At 68.4% G+C, this 24535-nt stretch carries 24 protein-coding genes; 3 read left to right on the top strand and 21 right to left on the bottom strand.

Translation table 11 applies throughout. From position 1 onward, the window contains the following. Positions 1 to 87: 87 nt before the first annotated feature. From EV647_RS39285 to EV647_RS39270, 4 genes are all read right to left on the bottom strand, one after another. Positions 88 to 1908: an IlvD/Edd family dehydratase gene (locus tag EV647_RS39285; protein WP_134012307.1), complete on the bottom strand. Its 1821-nt coding sequence runs from the start codon at positions 1906 to 1908 to the stop codon at positions 88 to 90. Further along, positions 1905 to 3359, bottom strand: coding sequence for an aldehyde dehydrogenase (NADP(+)) (locus EV647_RS39280; protein WP_134012305.1), 1455 nt, complete (start codon positions 3357 to 3359; stop codon positions 1905 to 1907). Before EV647_RS39280 ends, EV647_RS39285 begins: the two co-directional genes overlap by 4 nt. Continuing rightward, a complete protein-coding gene (locus tag EV647_RS39275) occupies positions 3356 to 4162 on the bottom strand; it encodes a fumarylacetoacetate hydrolase family protein (protein WP_238177617.1) in 807 nt (268 codons plus the stop codon). The genes EV647_RS39280 and EV647_RS39275 overlap by 4 nt, the downstream gene beginning before the upstream one ends. Positions 4163 to 4276: 114 nt before the next feature. After that, the gene (locus tag EV647_RS39270) at positions 4277 to 6991 is read right to left on the bottom strand and encodes a UxaA family hydrolase (protein ID WP_238177616.1); all 2715 of its coding nucleotides are present in this window, start codon (positions 6989 to 6991) and stop codon (positions 4277 to 4279) included. 121 nt (positions 6992 to 7112) lie between these two features. Here EV647_RS39270 and EV647_RS39265 point away from each other — a divergent pair, with 121 nt between their 5' ends. Both EV647_RS39265 and EV647_RS39260 read left to right on the top strand, forming a co-directional pair. Further along, positions 7113 to 7793, top strand: a complete 681-nt coding sequence (locus EV647_RS39265) for a GntR family transcriptional regulator (RefSeq protein WP_133785924.1) — start codon at positions 7113 to 7115, stop codon at positions 7791 to 7793. Then, positions 7790 to 8197: a ParB N-terminal domain-containing protein gene (locus EV647_RS39260; RefSeq protein ID WP_134012299.1), complete on the top strand. Its 408-nt coding sequence runs from the start codon at positions 7790 to 7792 to the stop codon at positions 8195 to 8197. Before EV647_RS39265 ends, EV647_RS39260 begins: the two co-directional genes overlap by 4 nt. A gap of 2 nt (positions 8198 to 8199) precedes the next feature. Here the strand turns inward: EV647_RS39260 and EV647_RS39255 are convergent, their stop codons facing one another. The 16 genes from EV647_RS39255 to EV647_RS39180 form a co-directional block, all read right to left on the bottom strand. Then, positions 8200 to 8538, bottom strand: coding sequence for a VOC family protein (locus EV647_RS39255; protein WP_134012297.1), 339 nt, complete (start codon positions 8536 to 8538; stop codon positions 8200 to 8202). Between the two features lie 22 nt (positions 8539 to 8560). Further along, on the bottom strand, positions 8561 to 9757 hold the full coding sequence (locus tag EV647_RS39250) for a Gfo/Idh/MocA family protein (RefSeq protein WP_134012295.1): 1197 nt from the start codon (positions 9755 to 9757) through the stop codon (positions 8561 to 8563). Positions 9758 to 9914: 157 nt separating this feature from the next. Next, a complete protein-coding gene (locus tag EV647_RS39245; protein ID WP_134012293.1) occupies positions 9915 to 10589 on the bottom strand; it encodes a glycerophosphodiester phosphodiesterase family protein in 675 nt (224 codons plus the stop codon). Further along, positions 10586 to 11905 carry an ABC transporter substrate-binding protein gene (locus EV647_RS39240; RefSeq protein ID WP_166680540.1) on the bottom strand — a complete coding sequence of 440 codons (1320 nt, stop codon included), beginning with the start codon at positions 11903 to 11905 and terminating at the stop codon, positions 10586 to 10588. The genes EV647_RS39245 and EV647_RS39240 overlap by 4 nt, the downstream gene beginning before the upstream one ends. A gap of 2 nt (positions 11906 to 11907) precedes the next feature. After that, positions 11908 to 12720, bottom strand: a complete 813-nt coding sequence (locus tag EV647_RS39235) for a carbohydrate ABC transporter permease (protein WP_130387921.1) — start codon at positions 12718 to 12720, stop codon at positions 11908 to 11910. Next, entirely contained in the window at positions 12717 to 13667 is a 951-nt protein-coding gene (locus tag EV647_RS39230; RefSeq protein WP_238175685.1) for a carbohydrate ABC transporter permease, read from the bottom strand. The genes EV647_RS39235 and EV647_RS39230 overlap by 4 nt, the downstream gene beginning before the upstream one ends. Before the next feature lie 76 nt (positions 13668 to 13743). Continuing rightward, positions 13744 to 14538, bottom strand: coding sequence for an inositol monophosphatase family protein (locus EV647_RS39225; RefSeq protein WP_134012288.1), 795 nt, complete (start codon positions 14536 to 14538; stop codon positions 13744 to 13746). A gap of 77 nt (positions 14539 to 14615) precedes the next feature. Continuing rightward, positions 14616 to 15311: an MgtC/SapB family protein gene (locus EV647_RS39220; RefSeq protein ID WP_133785931.1), complete on the bottom strand. Its 696-nt coding sequence runs from the start codon at positions 15309 to 15311 to the stop codon at positions 14616 to 14618. A 20-nt stretch (positions 15312 to 15331) separates the two neighbouring features. Continuing rightward, positions 15332 to 16351: a 2-hydroxyacid dehydrogenase gene (locus tag EV647_RS39215; protein WP_134012286.1), complete on the bottom strand. Its 1020-nt coding sequence runs from the start codon at positions 16349 to 16351 to the stop codon at positions 15332 to 15334. Then, complete coding sequence (locus tag EV647_RS39210) at positions 16348 to 17808, bottom strand: FGGY family carbohydrate kinase (RefSeq protein ID WP_134012284.1); 1461 nt, start codon at positions 17806 to 17808, stop codon at positions 16348 to 16350. The genes EV647_RS39215 and EV647_RS39210 overlap by 4 nt, the downstream gene beginning before the upstream one ends. A 25-nt stretch (positions 17809 to 17833) precedes the next feature. Beyond that, the gene (locus EV647_RS39205; protein ID WP_131335817.1) at positions 17834 to 18634 is read right to left on the bottom strand and encodes a DeoR/GlpR family DNA-binding transcription regulator; all 801 of its coding nucleotides are present in this window, start codon (positions 18632 to 18634) and stop codon (positions 17834 to 17836) included. Beyond that, entirely contained in the window at positions 18631 to 19248 is a 618-nt protein-coding gene (locus EV647_RS39200) for a histidine phosphatase family protein (protein WP_134012282.1), read from the bottom strand. The genes EV647_RS39205 and EV647_RS39200 overlap by 4 nt, the downstream gene beginning before the upstream one ends. Beyond that, positions 19245 to 20579 carry an FGGY-family carbohydrate kinase gene (locus EV647_RS39195; protein WP_134012280.1) on the bottom strand — a complete coding sequence of 445 codons (1335 nt, stop codon included), beginning with the start codon at positions 20577 to 20579 and terminating at the stop codon, positions 19245 to 19247. The genes EV647_RS39200 and EV647_RS39195 overlap by 4 nt, the downstream gene beginning before the upstream one ends. A 135-nt stretch (positions 20580 to 20714) precedes the next feature. Beyond that, positions 20715 to 20948, bottom strand: a complete 234-nt coding sequence (locus EV647_RS39190) for a hypothetical protein (RefSeq protein WP_134012278.1) — start codon at positions 20946 to 20948, stop codon at positions 20715 to 20717. Positions 20949 to 21255: 307 nt separating this feature from the next. Continuing rightward, a complete protein-coding gene (locus EV647_RS39185; protein WP_238177615.1) occupies positions 21256 to 21900 on the bottom strand; it encodes an excalibur calcium-binding domain-containing protein in 645 nt (214 codons plus the stop codon). Between the two features lie 70 nt (positions 21901 to 21970). Continuing rightward, complete coding sequence (locus EV647_RS39180; RefSeq protein ID WP_238177614.1) at positions 21971 to 22279, bottom strand: hypothetical protein; 309 nt, start codon at positions 22277 to 22279, stop codon at positions 21971 to 21973. Positions 22280 to 22366: 87 nt separating this feature from the next. Here EV647_RS39180 and EV647_RS39175 point away from each other — a divergent pair, with 87 nt between their 5' ends. Further along, a complete protein-coding gene (locus EV647_RS39175) occupies positions 22367 to 23779 on the top strand; it encodes a family 43 glycosylhydrolase (RefSeq protein ID WP_134012276.1) in 1413 nt (470 codons plus the stop codon). Here the strand turns inward: EV647_RS39175 and EV647_RS42705 are convergent. After that, positions 23776 to 24513: a hypothetical protein gene (locus tag EV647_RS42705; RefSeq protein WP_202876467.1), complete on the bottom strand. Its 738-nt coding sequence runs from the start codon at positions 24511 to 24513 to the stop codon at positions 23776 to 23778. The genes EV647_RS39175 and EV647_RS42705 overlap by 4 nt on opposite strands. Between the last annotated feature and the right edge of the window lie 22 nt (positions 24514 to 24535).

Raw genomic sequence — 24535 nt, 5'->3', positions numbered from 1 at the left:
TCGAACGGACCCCAACCGCGCCTCGCTTCGCTCGGCGGGTTGGAGGAAGACGGGCTGGAGGGGGAAGGCGGAGGTGAGGTGGTCATATCAGTGACTCTGGCGGCCGACAGCGGAGCCGGTGCGGCCTACGAGGAAGTCGAGGTCGCAGCCTTGGTTGGCCTGGGTTACGTGGTCGACGTACAGCCTGGCCCATCCGCGGTCCGTCGGCGGTGCCGGCGGCTGCCAGTCGGCGCGTCGCTTCTCCAGCTCCTCGTCCGGTACGTCGAGATGCAGCCGCCGCGCCGGTACGTCGAGCTCGATCCAGTCCCCCGTCCGCACGAGCGCCAACGGCCCACCGACGGCAGCCTCCGGCGTGACATGCAGTACGACGGTGCCGTACGCCGTACCGCTCATCCGCGCGTCCGAGATTCGCACCATGTCGTCGACGCCGATCTCGGCGAGCTTGCGCGGGATCGTCATGTTGCCGACCTCGGGCATGCCCGGGTACCCGCGCGGCCCGGCGTTCTGCAGCACCAGCACGGTGTCCTCGTCGACGTCGAGATCCGGGTCCTCGACCGCCTTGTCGTACTCCTCGATGCTGCCGAACACGAGCGCCTTGCCACGGTGCCGCGACAGCCGCTCGGACGCGGCCGATTGCTTGATGACCGCGCCGTCCGGGGCGAGATTCCCCTTCAGTACGGCGGTTCCCGCGCCACTACCGAGCGGATCGCCGACCGGGCGAATCACGGCGTACGTCTCGCTGCCGGGAGCGCCACCGGGGTACGTCGCCTCGATCCGCTCCGCGTTCGCGACGTTCTCGCCGATCGTCTTGCCGGTGACCGTGATCGCGTCGGTCTTGAGCAGCGGGAGGATCTCCTTGAGCACCGCGGGCAGTCCGCCGGCGTAGTAGAAGTCCTCCATCAGGTACTTGCCCGACGGCTGCAGGTCGACCAGCCACGGGACGCCGCGCGCCCACTCGTCGATGTCGTCGAGCGTCACGTCGACGCCGACCCGGCCGGCGATCGCGAGCAGGTGGATGACGAAGTTCGTCGAGCCGCCGATCGCCGCGTTCGCCCGGACCGCGTTCGCGAAGGCGTCGCGGGTGAGGATGTCGCTGATCTTCAGGTCTTCCTTGACCATCTCGACGATCCGCTGCCCGGTCTTCTGCGCGATCACGTACCGGCGCGAGTCGACGGCCGGGATCGCCGCGCCGCCGGTCAGCTGCAGACCGAGTGACTCGGCCATACAGGCCATCGTCGACGCCGTGCCCATCGTCATGCAGTGCCCGTTGCTGCGGGACTGCCCGCCCTCGGCCGCCGCGAAGTCCTCGGCCGACATCCGGCCCGCGTTGAGGTCCTGCGTGAAGCGCCAGACCGCCGTACCGGAGCCGATGTCGCAGCCGCGGAACTTGCCGTTCAACATGGGACCGCCGGTGACGACCATGGTCGGCAGGTCGACGCTGGCGGCGCCCATGATGGAGCCGGGCGTCGTCTTGTCGCAGCCGGTCAGCAGGACGACGCCGTCGATCGGATTACCGCGCAGCGACTCCTCGACGTCCATGCTGAGCAGGTTGCGGAACAGCATCGCGGTCGGCCGCAGCAGCGTCTCGCCGAGCGACATCACCGGGAACTCCAGCGGGAACCCGCCGGCCTGCCAGACGCCGCGCTTCACCGAGTCGGCGAGCCGGCGCAGGTGCGCGTTGCACGGGGTGAGCTCGGACCAGGTGTTGCAGATCCCGATCACCGGGCGCCCGTCGAACGCCTCCTCGGAGAAGCCCTGCGACTTCATCCAGGACCGGTGGATGAAGCCGTTGCGGCCGTGCTCACCGAACCAGTGGTCGAAACTCCGCCGTCCGGTCGACGCGGGAGCCGATTCACCGGCGAGGACGTCGCCCTCGGCCGGGTCGTTGGTCGGAGGTACATCAGTCATCGCGACACCTCGTCCGTAGTCACGGTTCCGTTCACCCGGCGGGCGATCCCGGCCGGGTTCGAGTCCTTCAGTACGTCGGGCAGCACCGCATCAGGAGCGTCCTGGTACACAACGGGCCGCTGGAACCGCCGCGCCGCCGTCACCCCGACACTGGTGTGGATCGAACCGACCGTCGACGGGAACGGCCCGCCGTGATGCTGGGCCCACGACACCGCGACCCCGGTCGGCCAGCCGTTCCACAGCACGCGCCCTGCACGGGCGGTCAGCAGCGGGAGCAGGTCGCGCGCGAGCTCGGCGTCGGAGTCCTCCGCGTGCAGCGTCGCGGTCAGGTTGCCGTCGAAAGCCTCGACCGCTGCGCGCAGCTCGTCGACCGAGGAGTACTCGACGACGATCGAGACCGGGCCGAAGCACTCCTCGAGGATCTCGCCACGGCGGGCCAGCAGCTCGGTCACCGTGGTCTGCAGGAGGGTCGCGCCGCCGGAGGCCCAGACGCGTACGCCGTCGACCTTCTCCAGGCGGTCGAGACCGGAGCTGAAGCCGTCCTTGATCCGATCGTTCAGCATCGGCGCCTCGGCGACGGCACCGGTCGCCTCGGACAGTTGCTCCTGCAGGCCGTGGCCGGACGGGAGGAAGAGCAGGCCGGGCTTGGTGCAGAACTGCCCGACGCCGAGGGTGAACGAACCGACGTACCCGCTCGCGATGTCCTTGCCGCGGGCATCGATCGCTGCTTGCGTGACGAAGACCGGGTTCAGGCTGCCGAGCTCGCCGTAGAACGGGATCGGCTCCGGCCGCGTCACCGCGATCTCGTGCAGTGCCTTGCCGGCGGGGACCGAACCGGTGAAGCCGGCGGCGGTGATCCGCGGGTCCTTGAGGGCCGTGACGCCGACGTCGAAGCCCGCGATCAGACCGAACGTCCCGTCCGGCGCACCGGCTGCCTTCAAGGCCTCGATCATCACCTCGGCGGTCCGGGCAGACAGCTCCGGGTGACCCGGGTGCGCCTTGACGATCACCGGGCAACCGGCCGCGAGCGCGGACGCGGTGTCACCGCCGCAGACGCTGAACGCGAACGGGAAGTTGCTGGCGGCAAACACCAGCACCGGTCCGAGCGGGACGAGGACGCGGCGGAGATCGGGGCGCGGGACCGGTTTGGCCTGCGGGTCCAAGGTGTCGATGACGACTTCCAGCAGCGAACCCTCTTCGAGCGCGTCCGCGAACATCCGCAGCTGTCCGGTGCTGCGGGCGACCTCGCCGGTCAGACGCGCCTGCGGCAGGGAGCTCTCACGCAGCGCGATCGGCACCAGCTCGTCCGAGGCCGCGTCGAGCGCCTCCGCGACGGCGCGGATCCACCCGGCCCGGACCGACGGCTCGGAGGCCCCGAAGGCGGGCGCGGCCGCGGCGGCGGCGGCGAGCGCCTGCTCCAGCTGAGCGGGGGTGGTGTCGGAGCCGGTCATCGGATTCCCTCCAGGTTGTCGGTTGCCAGGAACGCGAACGGTTCCCGGCCTGCGGCCACGGTATTCGTGAGGGTGCCGACCTCGTCGATGGTGATCGTGATGACGTCGCCCTCGGCGAGTGCGAAGTCCAGCTCGGGGACGATCCCGGTGCCGGTCGCGAGGATCACGCCGTCCGGGAAGTCGTTCGGCAGGAACAGTACGTCGATGAGGTCCTGGAGCTCGCGCACCAGCTTCTCGGTGGACGTCGTACCGCTGAACACCTCCTCGCCCGCACGGCGGATCACCAGGTTGATCTCGAGCTTCTTGGGGTCCGGGACCTCCCAGACCGGCCGGACCCCCGACGCCAGCGCACAACCGCCGGCGAACAGCTTCGCCTGCGGCACGTACAGCGGGTTGACGCCTTCGATCGACCGCGAGCTCATGTCGTTGCAGACCGTGAACCCGACGATCTCACCGTGACTGTTGGCCACGACCGCAAGCTCTGGTTCAGGTACGTCGTGACCGGAGTCGGACCGGATCCCGACCGGCTCGCCGTCGACGACCACGCGCCAGGCGGGCGCCTTCTGGAACAGCTCGGGCCGGTCAGCGGTGTAGACCTTGTCGTAGACCGACTGCTCGCTGCTCTCCTCCATCCGGGCGCCGCGCGAGCGCTCGTACGTCACGCCCGCGCACCACACCTCGCCGCGACCGTCGATCGGCGGGAGAAACGTCAGCCCTTGGACCGGCAACGCCTCACCGGCCTTGTCGACCTCCGCCTGCAGCTCCTCGCGGGTGAGCCGGAGCAGTTCGGCGAAACTGTTCACCCCCGGCAGCGGAGCCACTGTCTCCCCGGTGCGTACACCGGGGACAGGACGACCGTCGACGGGAGACAGATAACGGACCAAGTGCATGGCAAGGCCTTCCCTTAACAGACACAGCTACATTGACGTACCGAGCAGACCACGGGTGATCTGGAAACCGACGTTGCCGGAGGCAACCGCCTTGGGGACGAGCCGGCGACTCGCGACCGCGGCGACGACGTCCAGCCCGATCCGCGCCTGTTCGGCGGCGTCACCGGTGGCCACCGCGTCCAGGTCGTCGCCGTACGTCGCAACCGTCTCCGGGTCGTTGCTGAACTCGACGACCGGGACGAACCGCTGCGCCGACAAGGTGCCGCCCGCGACGTGCGCGAGGATCTGCTGGACACCCGTCGCGCCGAAGCCGGTCGCGGTCTCCATCCAGTCCGTCCCCGGCATCCGCATCACGTGCCACCCCGGCTCCGCGAACCGCTGGCCGTGCGCGATCGTCGGGCCCACCGGGTCCGCCGATCCGAACGCCGCGGTACGGAATCCGTCGTGCGCCAGCAACGCGCCACGGGACGACAGTACGACGGAACCGCCGGAGCCGACGATCTCGCGGCCGATCAGCGCGAGCGCCTCGGCGGTTTCGACCGAGAACGGACCGCGTGCCTCCAACCCGATCGTCAGCGCGCCGAGATCACCGGGCTGCGCGACCGGAGCGGGCAGGTCGAAGCTGCCGAACCACTCCTTGACCTTGTTGCCGACAGCGTCGAGACCGCCGTCCGCCTGGATGCTGGCCCAGCCGAAGCGGGACGGATCCTTGCCCGCCTCGACCAGCCGCGACCGGAAGTAGTCGTTGTGCGTCTTCTCGCAGCCGTGCTCGAGCAGCAGAGCCATCCGCGTGTTCGGGTGCAGGAGGTAGCCGAGCATGATCCGCGCGAACGTCTCCTCGGACGCGCCGCCGCTGCTGCCACAACCCTCGGTGTGCGGGAGGGCGACCATCCGGGTGACGGCGTCACCTGCCCACCTCTCCAGCTCTGCCTGTGCTGCGATCCGCAGCGCGATCATGCCCGAACAGAGGCTGGTCGGCAGGATCAGGCCGACTGCCTCGGGCACCAACCGGTCGTCGACACGCAACAAGTCCGTGGGGGTCCGGCTCTCGGCGGTCAGGCCGCGGTGCGGGACCCCGTCGAGCGGGGCGTCGCGGTCCTCGGTCGGCAGGTCGGCGAGCTTGCGGCTCATCCGGCCGTCGGTGGTGATCGAGATGCCCTCGCGCGGGCCGGTCTGCTTCCAGTTCCGCCAGATCGACACCTGGCTGTGGCCGGCCCGTTCGCCCGCACTCTTCTCACCGGATGCGACGCGGACCACGAGATCGAAGGTCTCCGCGGTCAGGTCCGCCATCGACGTACCGGTCAGGTACTTGCCGGCGTCGACGTCCATCTCGGCCCGCAACCGCTCGTACCGCGCGCTCGTCGTGACGAACTTCAGGGTCGGGACGAACGGGAAGTTGGTGATCGATCCGTTGCCGGTGGTGAAGAAGATCAGGTTGCAGCCGCTGCCGATCTGGCCGGCCACCGACTCGAGGTCGTTGCCGGGGCTGTCCATGAAGATGTAGCCGTTGCCGGGCAGCGGCTCGCCGTAGTCGATGACGTGGTCCAGGCGGACCTCGCGCGGAAGTTTGCGGGCGGCGCCGATCGACTTCAGCACGATGTTGTAGAGCCCGCGGTACACGTTGCCGCCGGACGGGTTGCCCTCGGCCGTGTGCCCGTGCCAGCCGACACGTTCCTTGAACGACTTGATGGTGGCCAGGAAGCGCTTGGCGGTGGCGAGGTCGCGGACGTTCTTCAGCACGTACGGCTCGGCGCCGATCAGTTCGTCGGTCTCCGCGAGCACCGCCGTACCACCATGCCGGATGACCTCCGCGCTGACCTGGCCGGCGAGCGGGTTGGCCGAGATCCCGGAGAACGCGTCGGATCCGCCGCACTGCAGGGCGATCCTGAGGTCCGCGAGCGGGACCTCCTCGCGCTGCTGCGCGTCGACGACCGGCAGCCACGGCTCGATCAGCGCGCCGGCGGCCGTCAGGTCGTGCTCGAAGCCGCCTTTCCGGGTGAAGTACGCGTGCGGCACCTTGATCGACGGATAGCCGTTCTCGGCCAGGAAGTTCTTGATCGCCTCGCCGGAGACCACGTCCCCCTCGGTGTCGACGATCAGGACGGCGCCGACGTTCGGGTTGAGTGTGAAGCCGCCGAGCGTGGCGAGCAGGAAGTGCAGGTTGTTCGGGACCTCGTCCTCGCCGCCTTCGGTGTGCGCCACCGGTACGACGCCGTCGCCCGCGGCCGCGCCGTCGAAACGCCGGGCCAACTCCGTGACGAACCCACTGCTCCGCGAACTGGTTGCCAGCAGTACGACGTGATTCCGCGTCCCGGCCGGGCCCTGTTCACGGGGATAGCCGAGGAAGGTGCCGGGCTGCTCGACACTGGTCACCTGGGAGCCGAAGTGCAGCGCCGACTCGTCCAACTCGAACGGGTCGAGCGGCTCGTTGGTCGCACTCGGCACCTCAGGCAGGCCGTCCACACCGCGGGCAGTGACCGCGGCGAGGCTGGTCGGCGTACAGACGTAGTCGCCGGGGACCAGGTCACGGGAGGCGCGCGCGAACGCGGTGTTCCACGAGGTCAGCGCGTCGCCGGCAGCGACCGGGACGACCACGAAGCGGTGCCCTTCGAGCACGGTGTGCGGCAGCGTGATCGTCGTACCGTCGAGCTCGACCTCGGTGCCGGCGTCCAGCCGCCGGGAGGCGATCGCGACGTTGTCGCCGGGCTCGGGCAGGACGCCGATCTGTTCGAACCTCACCATCGTTCGCGACCTTCCCATAGCTTGCTCTCACCCGAATCGTGCATGATGCATGATTACCAGTGTTACCCTGCCGAAACCGAACGGTGGGGTCAACCCCGCGACCAGATTCCGGAGACACCTCATGAGCGAGCCAGTGGCACCGGTGGACCGGCGGCTGCTCCGGCGGCAGATGCTCGCCGACGACGTGTACGAGGCCATCAAGACGATGCTGATGGACCACGTCATCCGGCCCGGGGCGCGGATCTCGATCGACGGGCTCGCGCGGGAGTTCCAGGTGTCGTCGACGCCGGTGCGGGAGGCGCTGGCCCGGCTGGAGTCGGAAGGGCTGGCGGTCAAGGAGCCGCTCAAGGGTTACCGCGCGACTCCGCTCCTCTCGCTCGAGGAGTTCGACGATCTGTACCGGTTCCGGCTCCTGCTCGAGCCTTGGGCGGCCCGGCGGGCGGCCGAGCTGATCTCCCCCGAGGGTGTGAAGCTGTTGCGCGCTGAGCTGGCGAACGCAGTCGAGCCGACTTCGATCGACTACGCCGGGTACAAGTCGCTGACCGTGCACGACAACCGGTTCCATTCGCTGATCGCGTCGCTGTCCGGGAGCGAACAGGTTCGATCGGCCTTCGAGCGGACCCACTGCCACCTGCACATCTTCCGGTTGCACTACGACCGCGACATCGGCCCCGAGGTCCTCACCGAACACCGCATGCTCGTCGAGGCGATCACCTCGGGCGATCCGGCCGCCGCCGAGTCCGCGATGACCCAGCACATCGAGAACTCGATGACGCTCCGGTTGCGCCGCATCTACGAATGACCCGCCGCCCTTTCCCGCTGACGGTGCCACCTGAACTCACGGCGTACATCCTCGACTTCCACTGGGACCTCGAACGGCTGCACGCCCTCGACCTACCGACGGTCGAACTGCCGGTCGGCGACCTGACCCACCATCTCGACCTACCGTTCTGGGCGCACGACGACCGGCCCTTTCAGGTCACGCCCCGCCAGGTCGCCGCGGATCCGGTCACGTACCAGGCACAGTACGAACGCACCCTCGCCGCCGACCTCCGCCATCCCATCGACGTCGTCCACCGCTCCGACGACCGCATCACCATCCTGGACGGCGTGCACCGGCTGCTGAGGGCAGAACTCGAACAGCATCCGACCATCACCGCGAGAGTCCTGCCCTGGACCGAGCTGGACCACATCGCCGTACCGTGACGTCACGCCACCGGCGCGCCGCCGTACGAGACCTCGTTGCCGTCCGGGTCGTAGAAGGTCGCATGCCGTACGCCGTTGTCGTACGTCTCCCGGTCGGCGGGCTCGAGGCCGCGCTCGGCGATCGCACCGAGCGCGGCGTCGAAGTCCTCGACGAACAACGTGTGCTGCGCGTGGCCGGCGTGCTCCGGAACGACCTCGATGTAGAGGTACCGGTGCTCGCCGATCTCCCACACCGCCTCGATGTCGTTGGGCAGGAAACTCGGCGGCGCCCCCAGCAACTTCTCGTACCAGGCGACCGCGATGTCGTAGTCCCGAACAGAAATCCCGGCGAACAGATCCATACCGGATCTTATCGGCAGGAGGTCACTCCGGGGCGTCGCCGTGGTCGGGGATCTCGAGCTGTACGCCGCCTTGCAGGGCGGACTGGTGCGCGTAGATGCCGGGGAGGGTGTAGCGGGCGGAGACCCACGCGTTGATCGGCGGCAGGGTCTTGTCGGCGACCGCGCGGACGAAGTCGTCGGCGAGGAAGTGGTGCGAGCCCTCGTGCCCGTTGTGCAGACCGTCGAACTCCTTCGGCAGCCGCGAGCGGTCGTGCACCGGGGACAGCCCGGACCGGAACGCGTCCCGCAGCGCGGGGTCGACGTTCGCCAGGTCGGCGTCGTCCCCGGAACCGCTCGGCTTCGTCTCCATCAAGTGGCTGACGTCCTCGACGCCTTGCTTGTTCTGCCACAGCGTCGTGGTGGCGAGCTGCTCGAAGCTGCCCTCGGTGCCGAACACCCGCAGCCGGGACTCGCGGATGTGCGACGGGTACCCGACCCGGCGCATCTCGTTCGTCCGCATGATCCCGCCGTCGGCGAGCTTGAACAGAGCGGTCGCATTCGAGAAGTCGTTGTCGAACTGGCTGATCTCCTTGTCGAAGACGCCGTCACCGCGGTCGTCCTTGACGCCGATAGCCGACACGTGGGTAGCGTGCTGACCGGTCACCGAGAGGACGTTGCCGACGGCGTGCGTCGGGTAGAGCAGCGGCGGGAACGACGCGGTCTTCTTCCAGTCGTCGCCGCCGGAGTACTGGTACGCGGCGTAGAACCCGAGGTCCATGTCGTGGACGTAGTCGCCCTCGCTGTAGAACACCCGGCCGAACGCGCCCTCGGCGAGCTTCTGCCGGCAGTAGACCGAGGACGGGTAGTAGAAGCTGGTCTCACCCATCATGTAGGTGAGCCCGGTCTCCTTCACCAGCTCGATGATGCGCGCGATCTGGTCCGCCTCGATTGCCATCGGGACCGTGGAGTACACGTGCTTGCCGGCCTCGAGCGCCTTGATCGCCATCTCGCCGTGCAGCCACCGCTGCGTGAAGATCGCGACCGCGTCCACGTCCGACTCGAGCATCTCCTCGAACGACGCATGCGTCACCGTGATCCCTTGCTTGGCGGCCATCTCCGCGGTCCGTTCCGGGATGACGTCGGTCAGTCGCACGTCGGACACGTCCGGATGCGCGGACCACAACCGCAGGAACGAAGGGGCGAACTGTCCGGCTCCGACCACACCGATGCTGATTCCCATACGGAAGAGCCAATCACACATTTATGTTCCACGGAAGAACAAATTCGCACGTCGAAACGTGTGACCCAGCCCACACCACCCACCCGCCCGAGGCACTTTGAGAACCCACCAACCATTCTCAGGGCGTCGAAACGGTTGGTGGGTTCTCAAAGTTGGGTCAGAGGTGCTGGAGGAGGTGGGGGTTGTCGGTGGTGATGCCGTCTGCGGCTAGGGCGGTGGCCTTGGTGAGGGTTTCGGGGTCGGGGACGGGCCAGGCGGTGACCGAGAGGCCGGCGGCGTGGAGGTCGGCGACGGCGTCGGGGGTGAGGCCGGCGATTCCGCAGAGGGACCAGGTCGCGCCGGCTGCGCGGGTGCGGGTGATGATCTCGGCGGTGTCCGGCGTACGGCCGAAGATGTGGCCGGTCGTCACGTCCGGGAACGCCTCGCGGACGGCGAGCAGGATCTCCGGGTGGAACGACGTCACCAGGGTCCGCTCGGCCAGCGCCCGGTCCGACTTCAGCGACTGGGCGAGCAGCGGTACGGCGGCCTCGGCCTTGACCTCTGCCTGGAACCGTACGTCGATCGCCGCGACCGTCTCGGTCCACGTCGGCACCTGTTCCCCGAGACCGGCGTCCAACGCCCGCAGCTCCGCCAGCGTCAGCTCCTCGACCGCGCCCGATCCCGACGTGGTGCGGTCGACGGTGGCGTCGTGCATGATCACGAGCTCGCCGTCCGCGCTGACCCGCAGGTCGAGCTCGATCTCGTCGCAGCCGTCCGCGACCGCCCGCCGGAACGAGCGCAGCGTGTTCTCCGGTTCGGTCCCGAGTGCGCCCCGGTGGCCGGTGATGATCACAGAACCTTCTCCTCGTAGAGACGTTTGACCTCGTCGCCGATCACCTCGAGCCGGCGCGCGACGGAGGCGAACACCTTCTTCGGCTGCGCGTTGTCGGCGTAGATCTGCTGCAGCCCGGTGTAGATCTGCACGTTCGCGTTCCGTCCGTACAGCCGGATCGCGTCCTGCCGGCGCGCGTTCTCCAGCTGCGCGATCGCGACGCCGTAGTTCGGCTGCTCCGCGATCAGCTTCTTGAGCTCGGCGTCCTCGCGGGCCTTGTTCACCACCGGAAGGTAGCCGGTCTGCGTCGTCCACCAGGCCGAGTTCTCCGGCAGGGCGAGGAACTGCAGGAACGTCGCCGCGGCCTGTTTCCGCTCGGTCGAGATGTTCCGCAGCATCCCGATCCCGCCGCCGCCGGTGGCGATCCCGGCCGCGACCTCCGACGGGATGAACCCGGCCCCGACCTTGAACTTCGCCTTGGACCCGATGGTCTTCATCGCACCGGTCGACTCCTGGATCACCCCGACCAGCCCGTTCGCGAAGTCCGTGCTCGGGCTGCTCGCCATGTACGCCGCCCCGAGCTCGTGCACCATCTCCCGCTGCCACTCACCGGCCGCGACCGCACCGGCCTCGTCGATGGTGACGTCGAGCCCCTTGGAGTACGCGCCGCCGAACTGCCACACGTTGCCCTGGAACTGCCAGTCGCCGTCGATCTTCGCGAACGCGATCGTCCGCAACGACCGCCCGCCGGACTGCACCTTCGCGAGCTCGGGCACCCACGACCGCAGCTCGCTCCAGGTCCGCGGCACCCGGTCCGGCAGCCCTGCCTTCGCGAACGCATCCCGGTTGTAGTACATGATCGGCGTACTGCGGGCGAACGGAACGGCCCAGCTCTGCCCCTTCACGACGTACTCCCCGAACAGCTTCTCCTGATACACACCAGGGCCGAAACCGTCGGTGAAGTAGCCGTTCAACGGTTCGAGCGCGTCGTTCAGGAAGAACCGTTCCCAGGTGACGTCCGACAGTACGGCGAGATCGGGCGCCTGCTTCGCGACCAGCGCGGCCGCGACCTTCTGCGCCACGTCGTCGTAGCTGCCCTGGAACTGCACCTCGACGTACACGTCCTGCTGCGAGTCGTTGAACTTGGCAACGAGCTTGTCGACCGCCTTCCCGTTCACGCCGCCGTACGGCGACCAGAACACGACCCGGGTGCGGTTGGCGTACTGCTTCGGCACGGACCCGGCCGGCTGCGAGTAGATCGCGTCGACGGAACGGTAGCCGCAGCCCGCCAGCGTGACGCCGGCCGCGAGCCCCAGGAACATCCTGCGCTTGAGCATGCTCATCCCTTCAGAGCTCCGGCCGTGATCCCACCGACGATGTAGCGCTGGGCGATCAGGAAGATCAGCAGCATCGGTGCGAGCACCAGCAGCGTGCCGGCCATGATCGTTCCCCAGGCCGCGAGACCTTCCTCGTCCTTGAGGATCAGCAGCCCGACGGGCAGCGTCCGCATCGAGGCGGTGTTGGTGACGATCAGCGGCCAGACGAAGTTGTTCCATTCCTCGACGGCGGTGATCACCACGACCGTGATCAGCATCGGCCGCGACATCGGGAGAACGACGCGCCACAAGGTGCGCAGGTGTCCGGCGCCATCGACAGCGGCCGCGTCCGTCACCTCTGTGGGCAGGGTGAGGAAGTGCTGCCGCATCAGGAACGTCGCGAACGCGGACCCGATGCCGGGGATGATCAGGCCGGCGTAGGTGTTGATCCAGCCGAGGGTCGCCACGGTCAGGTAGTTCGGCAGCAGCGTCACGTGGCCGGGCACCATCATCGCGCCGAGCACAGCGAAGAACAGGATCTTCTTGAACGGGAACCGCAGGTAGGCGAAGGCGTACGCCGTCAGCACGGCGTTCACCACCTTCAACGCGGTCCCGATCACGGTGATGATCGTGGAGTTCAGGAAGAACCGGTCGAACGGCGCGGCCTTCCACGCCAGGCTGAAGTTCTCCCAGGTCAGGTGCGGCCACCAGGCAGGCGGCCACTGGTAGATCTGGGTCGGCTGCTTGAACGCGGTGGACAGCAACCAGTACAGCGGTCCGAGGAACACGGCCGCCACACCGATCAGTACGACGTACTGGATCGCGCGTGTCTTCATCGGTAGTGCACCCGCCTCTCCATCACCCGGGCCTGCACCGTGGTGACGACCAGCAGGATGACGAACATGATGATCGACAGCGTCGCCGCGCGGCCCGCGTTGAACGCCTGGAAGCCTTCGTTGTAGATCGACCAGCTCAGCGTGGTGGTGGCATCACCAGGGCCGCCACCGGTCATCACCGCGATCACGTCGAACGCCTGGAAGGTGCCGATCACCGTGGTGATCAGCAGGAAGAAGGTGATCGGGGCAAGCAGCGGGAGCTTGATCGACCGGAACCGCGTCCAGGTCGACGCGCCGTCGATCGCGGCCGCCTCGTCGAGCTCCTTCGGCAGGCCTTGCAGGCCGGCCAGGTAGATCAGCGCGGCGAACCCGACGTTCTTCCACAGGTAGACGATGACCAGACCCGGCAGCGCCCAGTCGGAGTTGTTCATCCAGTCCGGCGGCTCGGCGCCGAACGGTTCGATCAGCGCCCGCATCAGGCCGTAGCCGGGATCGAAGATGAACGCCCAGATGGTCGCGACCGCGGCACCGGACAGGATGTGCGGAGCGAACGCGATCGTCCGGACCGCGCCGCGGCCCTTCAGCGGCAGGTTGAACAGGAACGCCAGCGCCAGCCCGATCACCAGGCTGCCGACCACGATCAGGCCGGTGAACACCACCGTGATCCACAGCGTCTTGTGGAACGCGGGGTCGGTCAGCGTCCGGCCGTAGTTGGCCAGGCCCACGAACTTCGGGCGGGCCGCGATCATGTTCCAGTCGGTCAGGCTGAGGAACGCGTTGTAGATGATCGGCCAGTACGCGAAGACCGCGATCACCAGCAGGTTCGGCGCGACCAGCAACGCGAACAGCCCGTACTCGCGCCGTCGCCGGCGCTTCCGCTGATCATTGCCGTCAGCAATCGTTCGTTCGTCCGGATGAGTCCGGGCCGGCAGGTCTACTATGCTCATCCACGTCCTCGCTTCGCTCCGGGCGCGGATGAGACACGAGCCGAGCTGTGCTTGATGATGACCTCGCTTCGCTCGGTCATGCCGACCTCCTCGTGAGTAACTCCTGTAGTGGGGCGGCCACCGAGGGGGCGGCGGCCAGAATGCCTTGGGGGAAAACGGGTCCGCGGACGACGACGGCGCCGGCCTCGCGGGCGATCAGCGCACCGGCGGCGACGTCCCAGGGCTGGATCAGGTGCTCGTAGTACGCGTCCGCCGTACCGTCGGCGACCGAGCACAGGTCGAGCGCAGCCGACCCACCGCGGCGGATGTCGCGGACGACCGGCAGCAAGTCCTGCAGTGGCGCAGCCTGTTCGGCCCGGCGATCCGGGAGATACGAGAAGCCGGTAGCCACCAGAGCCGACTCCAGTGGAGTGTGTCGTAGCGACCCGAGGCGCTGATCGTCACGGAACGCGCCGGCATCGCGTACGGCGGACCACGTCGTACCGGTGCGCGGTTGGTGAACCACGCCGACGAGCGCACCGTTCTCGTCCTCGACGGCGATCGACACGCTCCAGTCGAGACGGCCGTAGAGGTAGTTGACCGTGCCGTCCAAGGGGTCGATCACCCACGTCAAACCGGTGCTCGAAACTCGCGAAGCACCTTCTTCACCGAGAAGTCCATCGCCGGGACGGGCCGCGGTCAGTCCATCGACGATCAGCTTCTCGGACGCGCGGTCTGCCGCGCTGACGGGATCGTTGGCCGAGCTCTTGGTCTCGACACCGGCCGCGTCGATCGACAGACTCCGCTGACGGGCCAGAAGTTCCTCGCCCGCCGCGATCGCCAGCCGGACGGCCAGTTCGCGCAGGTCAACGAGGTTCGGAGCAGCGGGCATGCCGGTGAAATTATCACCGAACGATGGTTAGGTATAGAGAATCAGTGTGATTTTCTCACCGAAATCACATTCGTAGCTCAATCGTCATCGTCGTTGCGCAGCCGTACGCCGGTAACGCCGTCGAGGTCGTCCAGCGCGAGCACCAGGTTCTGCAGCGGCGCGCGCCCGGAGAACCGCATCGCCGCCCGTACCTGCGGGCGTGCGCCGTCCCGGTGCACCTCGGTCCCGAGCACCGACGCCTCGAATCCCATGGACGTAGCGGTTGCCAGGATCGCCCGCAGTACGCCGGCTCCGTCGTCGTACCGCACCGTGACGATCCGGCGGCGGTCCGGTGACGGCAGGAACCGGGCGAGCCGAGCGAACGGGCCGACGGCAACCAAGTGCAGCACGGTCGCCGCGAGCGCGAGGACCGGCATCCCGGCACCACAGGCCATGCCGATCGCGGCGGTCATCCAGATCGTGGCCGCCGTGGTCAGCCCGCGGACAACGTCCCGGCGCATGAAGATCACGCCGGCGCCGAGGAAGCCGACACCAGACACGATCTGCGCCGCGATCCGGGACGGGTCGAGATTGACGTCGGTCCCGAGGACGGCGCTGAAGCCGAACCCGGACACCAGGGTGAACAGTGCCGCCCCGGTGCCGACGAGCGTGTGCGTACGCATGCCGGCGCTCTTCTGCCGGATCTGACGCTCGATGCCGATGACCATCGACAGCACGAACGCGATCAGCAGCAGGAGGAGCTCGGTCCAGGTAGTAGAGGTCGCTAGCTTCATGATCCAGTCCTGTGCCCCGCCTAAGCGGACACCAGTCCAGCGGGGTCCTTTCCGTTGAGGAAGGCGGCGACGGCCTCTGCCGCGATCGAGCCTGCGCGGTGAGCGGTCTGTCGCGTGGCGCCGGCGAGGTGCGGTGTCATCACGATGTTGGGCGCTGTGAGCAACCGCGATCCCGCCGGTACCGGCTCGGACGGGAACACGTCGAACGCCGCCGCTCCCAACTGCCCCGACTCCAACGCGTCCACCGTCGCGTCGTAGTCGAGCAAACCACCACGTGCCGTGTTCACCAGTACGGCGCCGCGCGGCATCGCAGCGATCTGCTGCGCACCGATCATCCCGCGGGTCTGATCGGTCAGCCTCGCATGCAGGCTGACCACATCCGACTGCCGCAGCAACTCGTCGAGTTCGACGAGTTCGATGCCCTCGGGCGCTTGTTCGACGTACGGATCGGCGACCAGGACGCGGGCGCCGAACGCCAGCATCACCCGGGCGACCCGTTGCCCGATCGCGCCGTACCCGACCAGGCCGACGGTCGACCCGTCGAGTTCGAGCCCGCACTCGTCGTACGCGTAGAGATCGGAGCGCCACTCGCCCTGCTCCAGCGTCCGCTGCAAGCGTGGAAGGTTGCGCAAGGCAGCCATCATCAACGCGACCGCGTGCTCGGCGGCCGCCACCGCGTTCCGTCCGGGCGTCGAGGCCACGGCGATCCCCCGCTGGGCCGCCGCGGCCACGTTCACGTTCACCGGACCGCCACGACACACGACCAGGAAGCGCAGGTCGGGTGCGGCGTCCAGCACCCGCTCGGTGAACGGCCCCATCTGCGTGACCGCGAGCTCGACCCCGGCCAGCGCCTCGATCAGCTGGTCCTCCGCGTCACTCGCCTCGTCCACCTCGGCAACCCGTCCGTACGGCGTCAGCGGCCAGGGCAGCGTGACCTCACGAAACCCGAACGCAACGTCCGGAATCGTGGAGAGCGCCGCAGCCAGCAGGTCGTTCCGCACGAAATGGTCGCCGGCGAGCAGCGTCTTGACGGTTCTCATCGCTCTCCTGTGAACGTAGGTGCTGGGTCGGACCAGCGTGGGCGGGTCGACTCGATGCGGCGCAGGTAGTGGGCGTAGCCCTCGGCGTAGAAGGCGGCGCGGGCCGGGTCCGGGTCGACCTGGCGGGTTTCCGCGATCCATTCCGCGCCGGCGCTGTCCGGGTCGACGGCACGACGCGCGCAGATGACCGCTCCCCGCGCGGCGACCTGCTCGGCCTCGGCGGTGTGCAACGGCGCGTTCAGTACGTCGGCGAGGATCTGGGTCCACTCGCTGCTCCGGGCGCCACCGCCGCACACGGTGACGCGACCGGTCCAGCCGGCCGCATCGAGGCAGTGGCGGGCGGCGTACGCGATACCTTCGCAGGTCGCACGGACCAGGTCGGCCGTCGTCGTGGACAGCGAGATGCCGTCGATCGTGCCGCGGGCGCGGGTGTCGACGAACGGGGCACGTTCGCCCGCCTCCGACAGGTAGGGCAGGACGGTGACGCCGGACGCGCCGGGCGGGCTGTCCGCGAGCAGCGACGGCAGTTGATCGGTGGTGACGCCAACGAGCGCGAGCACCCGGTCGAGGGCCGCCGTACCGACCATCGCGGGCATCGCGCGGAGCCAGACTCCCGGCGTCCACGTCCCGAGGAACAGGCCGGCGGGCTCGCCGTCTACGGGCAGTTCGCGGGTGATGACTTGGCAGGCCAACGTGGTGCCGACGGTCAGCAGAGCGTCGCCTGGTTCTGTCACGCCGGCGCCTGCCGCGGCGGCCGGGAGATCGTACGGACCGGCGGAGACGCGGGTCCCGGGCGCCATACCGGTCGAGTCGTCGCGCAGCTCACCGACCGGTCCGGCAGCGGCGACCGGCGCAAGGAGATGGCGCACCTCGGACAGGCCTGTTGCCGCCAGCGCCTGATCGTCGTAGCCACCGGTCCGCGGGTCGAGGAACGGCGCCGACGCGTCCGACACGTCGGTCGCACGGACGCCGGTCAGCGCCTGCATCACGACGTCCTTGCAGTACGCCGCCGTACCGGCCCGCTCGACCACCTCGGGTTCTTCCGCGAGTACGGCGGACAGCAGCGGGCCCGATGCACCGGGAAACATGCGGTTTCCGGAACGCCGGAACACGTGTTCCGCGACGCCGTCCGCGGTCCACCGGTCGAGGATCGCGCTGCTGCGCGCATCCAGCCACGAGATCGCCGGGCGGACCGCCGTACCGTCCGGATCGACCAGCCACAGGCCGTCGCCCTGCGCGGTGATCGCGAGGACATCGGGACGCGTTCCGACCGTGGCCGCCAGCTCACCCACCACCTCGTTGACCGAAGCAACGATCTCGGCGGTCTCGTGCTCGAACCGCCCCACACCGGGACGAACCAGGCGCGTCGGTCGAGCTGCTTCGGCCACCGGCCGGCCGTCGGCGTCGAACGCGACAGCCTTCGTGACGGTCGTACCTACGTCAACTCCGACGTCCATGCCCATGAATACGCACTGCCCCCTCCTAGAGTTTGGCGACCTCCACGGTGGCGCCGTGGTCGCGCAGCGGTTGGATCAGGTCCTTCGGGGTCTTCTCGTCGACGATCACCACGTCGAAGTCGGTCAGCGGAGCGAGCCGGTGCAGGGCGGTGCGCTGCAGCTTGGCGTGATCGACCAGCAGCACCTTGGTCCGTGCCGAGCGCAGCATCGCGCGTTTGACCAGGACGATCTCCTCCTCCTGGTGGAACGCGTGCGTCGACGACACCGCGGACACCGAGCAGAACAGCAGGTCGGCGTGCAGCGCCTCGACGGCCTCCGCACACGGCATGCCGCCGAACGAGTCGTGGGTCGCCGAGTAGATCCCGCCGAGCGCCAGTAGCGTGACGTCCCGCAACTGCGCCAGCTTGGTGATCGCCGGCAGGAAGTTCGTTGCCACCGTCAACGGAGCGATGTCCTCGAACAGGTCGACCAGGGCCAGCGCGCTGGTCGAGTCGTCGAGCATCACCGACATCCCCGGCTCGATCATCGCCCGCGCGTGCCGGGCGATCGCGGCCTTCTCCGCGTGCGCGGTGTTCAGCCGGTACGCGACGTTGCTCTCGAACACACTGGTCGGCTGCGCACTGACCCCGCCGCGGTACTTCCGGACCACACCTTGCCGCTCGAGCTCGTCCAGGTCGCGGTGCACGGTCATCACGCTCACGCCGAACGCCTCGACGAGGTCGTTCGCCGAGACCGAGCCGTGTTTCACTACGTACGCCGCGATCTCGGCCTGCCGGCGCGCGGGACGACTCAGTTCGGTGGTGTCGCCGTCGACATCCGTTGTCATGCCAGGGTCTCCATTCGCACAGGAGGAACGTTGTACGCCTCGAGACCCACTGTGCCGTCCTGCCACCGGAAACGCACCAGCGCCGCGGGACCGAGCGCAGGTAGCAGTCTGCGGTAGTCACTCAGTCGGAGACCGAGCACCCTGCACACGAGCAGCCGGATGAGCGTGTTGTGCGCGACCACGAGGACCTTCTGGCCCTGGTGTCGCTGCCCGATCTCGTCGAAGACCTCACGGACCCTTTCGGCCGCCGCGGCCGGATCCTCGCCGCCCGGGAAGTGGTCCCGCACCGGGTCGAGCTCGAACGCCTTGCCCACCGCCGGCGGCAGCTCACTCAGCATCTTGCCCTCGGCCGAACCGAAGTCGACCTCGCGCAACCGGGCGTCCAGGGTGGGCATCAGGCCGAGCAGTTCCGCCGTCGGCGTGATGGTCTGCCGCGCACGCAGCATCGGCGACGCCCACAGCGCATCCGGCGCGTAGTCCGCGGCCCAGTCCTTGAGTTGCTGCGCCTGCTGTACGCCGACCTCGTCGATCGGGAGGTCCGTGGAACCGGTGTACCGGTTGCCGTGGTGCCATTCGGTCCGGCCGTGGCGAGCCAGCACGATCGTCGTTCTCATCCCCGGTACCCCCGGCGGTCGAGTTCGGCGACGAACTCGCCGTACAGGTCGTCGAGTCGTTCGCCGCGCGGTTCGAGGACGCGATCGACGCGGACCATCCGTCGCGCCGTCCCGGTGAGATCGGTCCCGCCGGACGCGGCCAGGACGGCCATTCCGTACGCCGGGTCCGGGACGGCCGGAAGCTCTACCGGTACGCCGAGGACGTCGGCGCGGAGCTGGTTCCAATACTCGGCGCGGGTGGCGCCGCCGGTGAGCGAGACCGAGCGGACCGGGTCGGCACCGAGTGTCTGCAGGTGCTCGAACGCGAGCCGCTCGATGAACGCGACACCTTGCAGCACGGCGGCGTACGTCTGCAGGTCGTCGGAGGTGGTCCCGAGCGTGAACCGTTCGGCTTGCGGTGCCACGAAGGGGAATCGCTCGCCGGTTTTGGTGAGGGGATAGATGACCGCGTCGATCGGGTGGGCGGCACGATCCAGCGCGTCGAGGTCGGCACCAGGAAGCAGTTCGGTGAGTACGCCGGCACCGGTGCTGGACGCGCCGCCCGGAAGCCAGCCGCCGTCGGGGTGACGGTGGCTGTAGACAGCTCCGGTGGGGTCGGTCAGCAGCTCGGTGCTGACACCTTTGAGGACGAGCGTCGTGCCGAGGACCGAGTTCCACGCGCCAGGGGCGAGGGCGCCGGCGGCGATCTGGGCCGCGCAGCCGTCCGTCATACCGGCGTAAACGGGGACGCCGTCCGGCGTGCGGCCGAGCTCGGTGCCGGGGCGGACGACCTCGGGGAACGCCGCGAGCGGGAGACCGAGTTTGTCGAACGCGGCAGCCGGCCAGGCGTCGGCGATCAGGTCGTAACCGGTCTTGAGGGCGTGACTGGTGTCGGTCGCGACCGGATGTCCGACGAGGTGCGCAGCGACGAAGTCGGCGCTGTGGACGACGCGACGGTCGGTCAGGTCGAGATCGAGGATCTTCGGGAGCGCCCAGGTGGGTTGCATGCTGGTCGCCCAGCGATCCGGGTCGGCGTCCACGATCTGGTCGCGACGGGCGGCCGCGCGGGCGTCGTCGTACATCAAGGCCGGTGTGACGGGGCGGCCGGCGCGGTCGGTCAGCAGGAAGGTGCCAGAGGTCGAGCAGATCGCGATGCCGTCGAGGTCGGTTGCCCCGACCTCCGCGAGGACCGCGTCGACGGCGGTCAGCCAGGCCTGAGGGTCCTGCTCGTGACGGGTGCCGTCACGATGGCTGGCGAGCGGACACGTTGCACGGGACAGAACGTGACCCTTGGCATCGGCCAGCACGGCGCGCACACTTTGCGTGCCGAGGTCGAGCCCGATCCAGCCCACGAAACGCCTCCCAGATGAGTGTTATCTACATTGATAACATAACATCAGAAGACGATAAGAACGCACCAGCCCTTGACCGAAGGCGGACATGAAACGGCTCCCGCAGGTCAGCCTGCGGGAGCCGGCAGCGTTCGATCAGGAGTGCATCAGAAGCAGGGCGGGATCGGCCGTGGCCAGCTCGAGCCGGCCGGCGTCGACAGCGCCGTACGCGCCGATCGGTCCGCTGCTGCGGCGACCGTTCCGGTTGAGCCAGAAGCGCCAGCCCGCGGGAGCCGCGGGCCAGGTCGGGTCAGGCTTCCAGCCGACCGGCGGACGCCAGCCGGCCGTCGGCGGCTGCGGCCACTGCGGTGGCGGGTTGAACTTGTGCACGAGCGGTCCCTCCGGATTCCCCAGCGATCCACTGAGCGCGAACTGTCTGACAGATCAACGACCTGGCGCACCGAATGTCACGGATAAATCTTCGTAAAGTTTCAGCGGCGTACGGGGACCCATCTCAGCACCGAAACAGCGCCGCGGCAACCGTTCTCTCAACCACCGGACTGCACGTGCATCGGCAACGGAATTAGTTGCCTCGCCCACAGCCGATCCCCGGTTGTCCACAGCAACCGCCTATATATCCACAGCACTGCTGCGTTATCCACAAGCCGAACTGTGGACACAGCGCGTGGCGATCGGCTCACTCACAGGCCACGCCGTCGTTGTCGCGATCCAAGTGCGCCGCGTAACCAGGCTGACCTCGGTACAGCGGCGCCTTCCCCGCCGCACGCACCTCGGAGCAGTTGGCGTAGTACACCTCGGCCGGCGCGGCCGTCGTCCTCGTCGGACGCGGGCTCTGCGGCCGGGCCAACGGGACCGGCGCAGTCGTACTGGTGCTCGCCCGCGGCGCCCCGACCGTCACGGTCCGGGCCGGCAACGGCGGTTGCGTGATCGTGGTTATAGGCCCTGGAACGGTCTGCTGCACCGTGACCGCCGGCCCGGACACAGTCACGGTCGGACCGGCCACCGTAGTCGTCGGCCCCGGTACGGTCACCGTCGCGCCCGGCGTTGACGAGACTGCGGCTGGACTGCTCGCCCCACCGATCGCGGCGAGGATGACGATGAACGCGAACGCCCCGGCCACCCATCCCGCGATCAACTTCACCGGCGGCTCGGCGCCGTACCGGCCACCGGGTCCGCGCGTCCGCAGGCCGCGGGCGTTCAGCCAGAACGCCCAACCGGGCGGCGCCGGCGGCCAGGACGGGTCCGGTTGCCAGCCGGACGGTGGTTGCCAGTCAGGCGCCGGTGGAGCCGGCCAGCCCGGTGGTGAATTGAAAATTGCCATGGTGAGTCCCCCCTCGGGGGTTACATCCCGTCACCGTGACAATGTGTTACAGATCTTTCAGGGTGTATCGCTACGCGGCGGTCAGGCGCGGCTCGCTGATGCGGGTCGGTACGTTGCCGGCCGCGATCGCCTGGTCGAGTGCGGCGAGCTCGCTGCAGGCGAGGGCGATCGCCTCAGCCTGGGTGCGGCAGCCGTCGGCGTACCAGAAGGGGTCGTCGGGCTGCCGGTCGTCGGCGTCGTCGATGTCGGCGTACCAGCAATCGTGCCGGTAGTGCACGACCCGGACCTTGAGCTTCATGCCCGGTGAGACGCCACCCATCGACACAAGGTTCCGGCAACAGGCCTTTCGCCGTACGTCGAACAGCTGCCGGCGGACCATTCGACCACTGTTTGAACGGTTTACAACGTTGGCAAGCTCGTTCTACAACCAGGGAGATGGTCCGCCCACACCCCGGAGGTGTCCGTCATGAGGTTCGTCCGCCCCGTCCTCTGCACGCTGCTCGCCGTACTCCTGACCGGATCCGTCGCCGGTCCCGCTCCCGCCGTCGAACGCGAGGAGAATGCTGTGACGTCGCAGACGTTCCGGAACCCGGTGAATCCGTCCGCGGATCCGTCGCTGATGTTCTACAACGGCAGGTACTACGTCGCGACCACCCGCGGCGACCGGATCGGTATCTGGTCGTCGACCAGCCTCGCGACGCTGCTCGTGCAACCGGAACAGGTGGTGTGGCGGGACTCGAACACCAGCCGCAACACGCAGATGTGGGCGCCGGCGTTCCGGCATGTCGGAAACCGCTGGTACATCTACTACACGGCCTCCGACGGCGTGGACGCCAACCACCGGATGTACGTACTCGAGTCGGCCGGCGACGACCCGCTCGGCCCGTACAGCTTCAAGGCGAAGATCGCGGACTTCGGTGAGTACGCGATCGACGGCGAGCCGATCACGGTCAACGGGCAGCAGTACTTCGTCTGGACCGGCCCGGGCCGCGGACAGGGCGGACCGGCGCAGCTGTACATCGTCCGGATGAGCAACCCGTGGACCGCGACCGGCGGCCGCGTCGCGATCCCGGCCGACGGCGGGTGCACCGAAGTACGGGAAGGGCCGACCCCGCTGTACGGCGCGACGCGCACCTTCCTGACCTACTCGACGTGCGACACCGGCAAGCCGGACTACCAGCTGTGGATGAAGAGCATCGCGAACGGCGCCGACCCGATGGTCGCGGCGAACTGGGTGCAGCACCCCGGCCCGGTCTTCTCCCGCAACGACGCGACCGGCGTGTGGGGTCCCGGGCACCACTCGTTCTTCAAGTCACCGGACGGGACCGAGGACTGGATCGCGTACCACGGCAAGAACACCAGCACCTACACGTACTCGTACCGCACGACGCGCGTCCAGAAGATCACCTGGAACGCCGACGGTACGCCGAACCTCGGCCGGCCGCTCGCCGCGGGCGCGACCCAGAACCTGCCGTCCGGCGACCCGGGTTCACCGAACTACTGGATCAACGACACCGACGCGGCCGTCGCCTACACCGGTGCGTGGAGCTCCGGTGCCGGCTGCGGCAACCAGTGCTTCTGGGGCAACGACCACTGGAGCTGGCAGCCGAACGCGACCGCGACGATCCGGTTCACCGGCACCCGCGTGGCCCTGCTGAGTGTGGCGGACACCGGCAACGGCATCGCCGCCATCTCGGTCGACGGCGGACCCGAGCAACGGATCGACTACTACAGCTCGATCCGCGTCGGCGAGCAGCTGATGTACATCAGCCCGGCCTTGCCGTCCGGCCCGCACACCCTGAAGGTGCGCGTGACCGGCGACAAGAACCCCGCGTCGACCAGCGCGGTCATCAGCCTCGACCGCATCGAGGTCTACTAGACAAACGTCTTCACGATGGTGCGGCCGTTGACCATGAGGAGGTGGCCGTCGTCGGTGAGCTGGAGGACGCTGCCGGGCCGGCGGGTCTCGTACATCCAGGTGATGTCACCGAAGTCGTTGAAGTTGTAGAACGTGCCGTCCGGTCCGACCGACCCGTACGACTCCGGCGAGGTCTTCTTCCCGGTGCTCCACAGGACGGTGGTGCCGTTCCTGTACAGCACCAGATTGCCGGTGGTCAGGAACTTGAGCGTGTAGATCCGGTTGACGGAGTACATGATCACTTCACGTCCTTCCGGGTCCGGGGCATGGATCTGGCTCTGCGGCATCAGCGTGCCGATCACCATGTGCCGGTTCCAGTTGGCCTTGCCGCGGGTGTTGTAGATCGCGAGGTTTCCGTTGTCCGGCAGCACCAGCTTCGCGCCGGCGCTCTTGATGCTCATCGACCAGAACTTCGTCCGGCCGTAGATCATCTGCAGTGTCCCGTCCGTGCCCATGACCAGCACGGAGCCCGCGCGCCAGGTCCCGGAGCTCCACAACCGCCACGACACCCCGCGCTGGTACAGCTTCGCCTCCCCACGCGTATCCATGATCAACGTGTAGACCCCGTTGCGCGACCGGATGTACTGCCCGGCCATCAACTTCTGACCCGGCAGCAGCGTGTCCGAGACCGCCACTGTCTTCGCCTCGGCCGGTCCGCTTCCGACCAGCACGGCCCCACCCAGTAGCGTCCCCACGGCCAGAACCCCAGCCAACAGC

This window comes from Kribbella sp. VKM Ac-2566 (assembly GCF_004366005.1).
In the GTDB taxonomy this organism is placed as follows: domain Bacteria; phylum Actinomycetota; class Actinomycetes; order Propionibacteriales; family Kribbellaceae; genus Kribbella; species Kribbella pratensis.
This window is presented reverse-complemented; position numbering and strand designations above follow the sequence as displayed.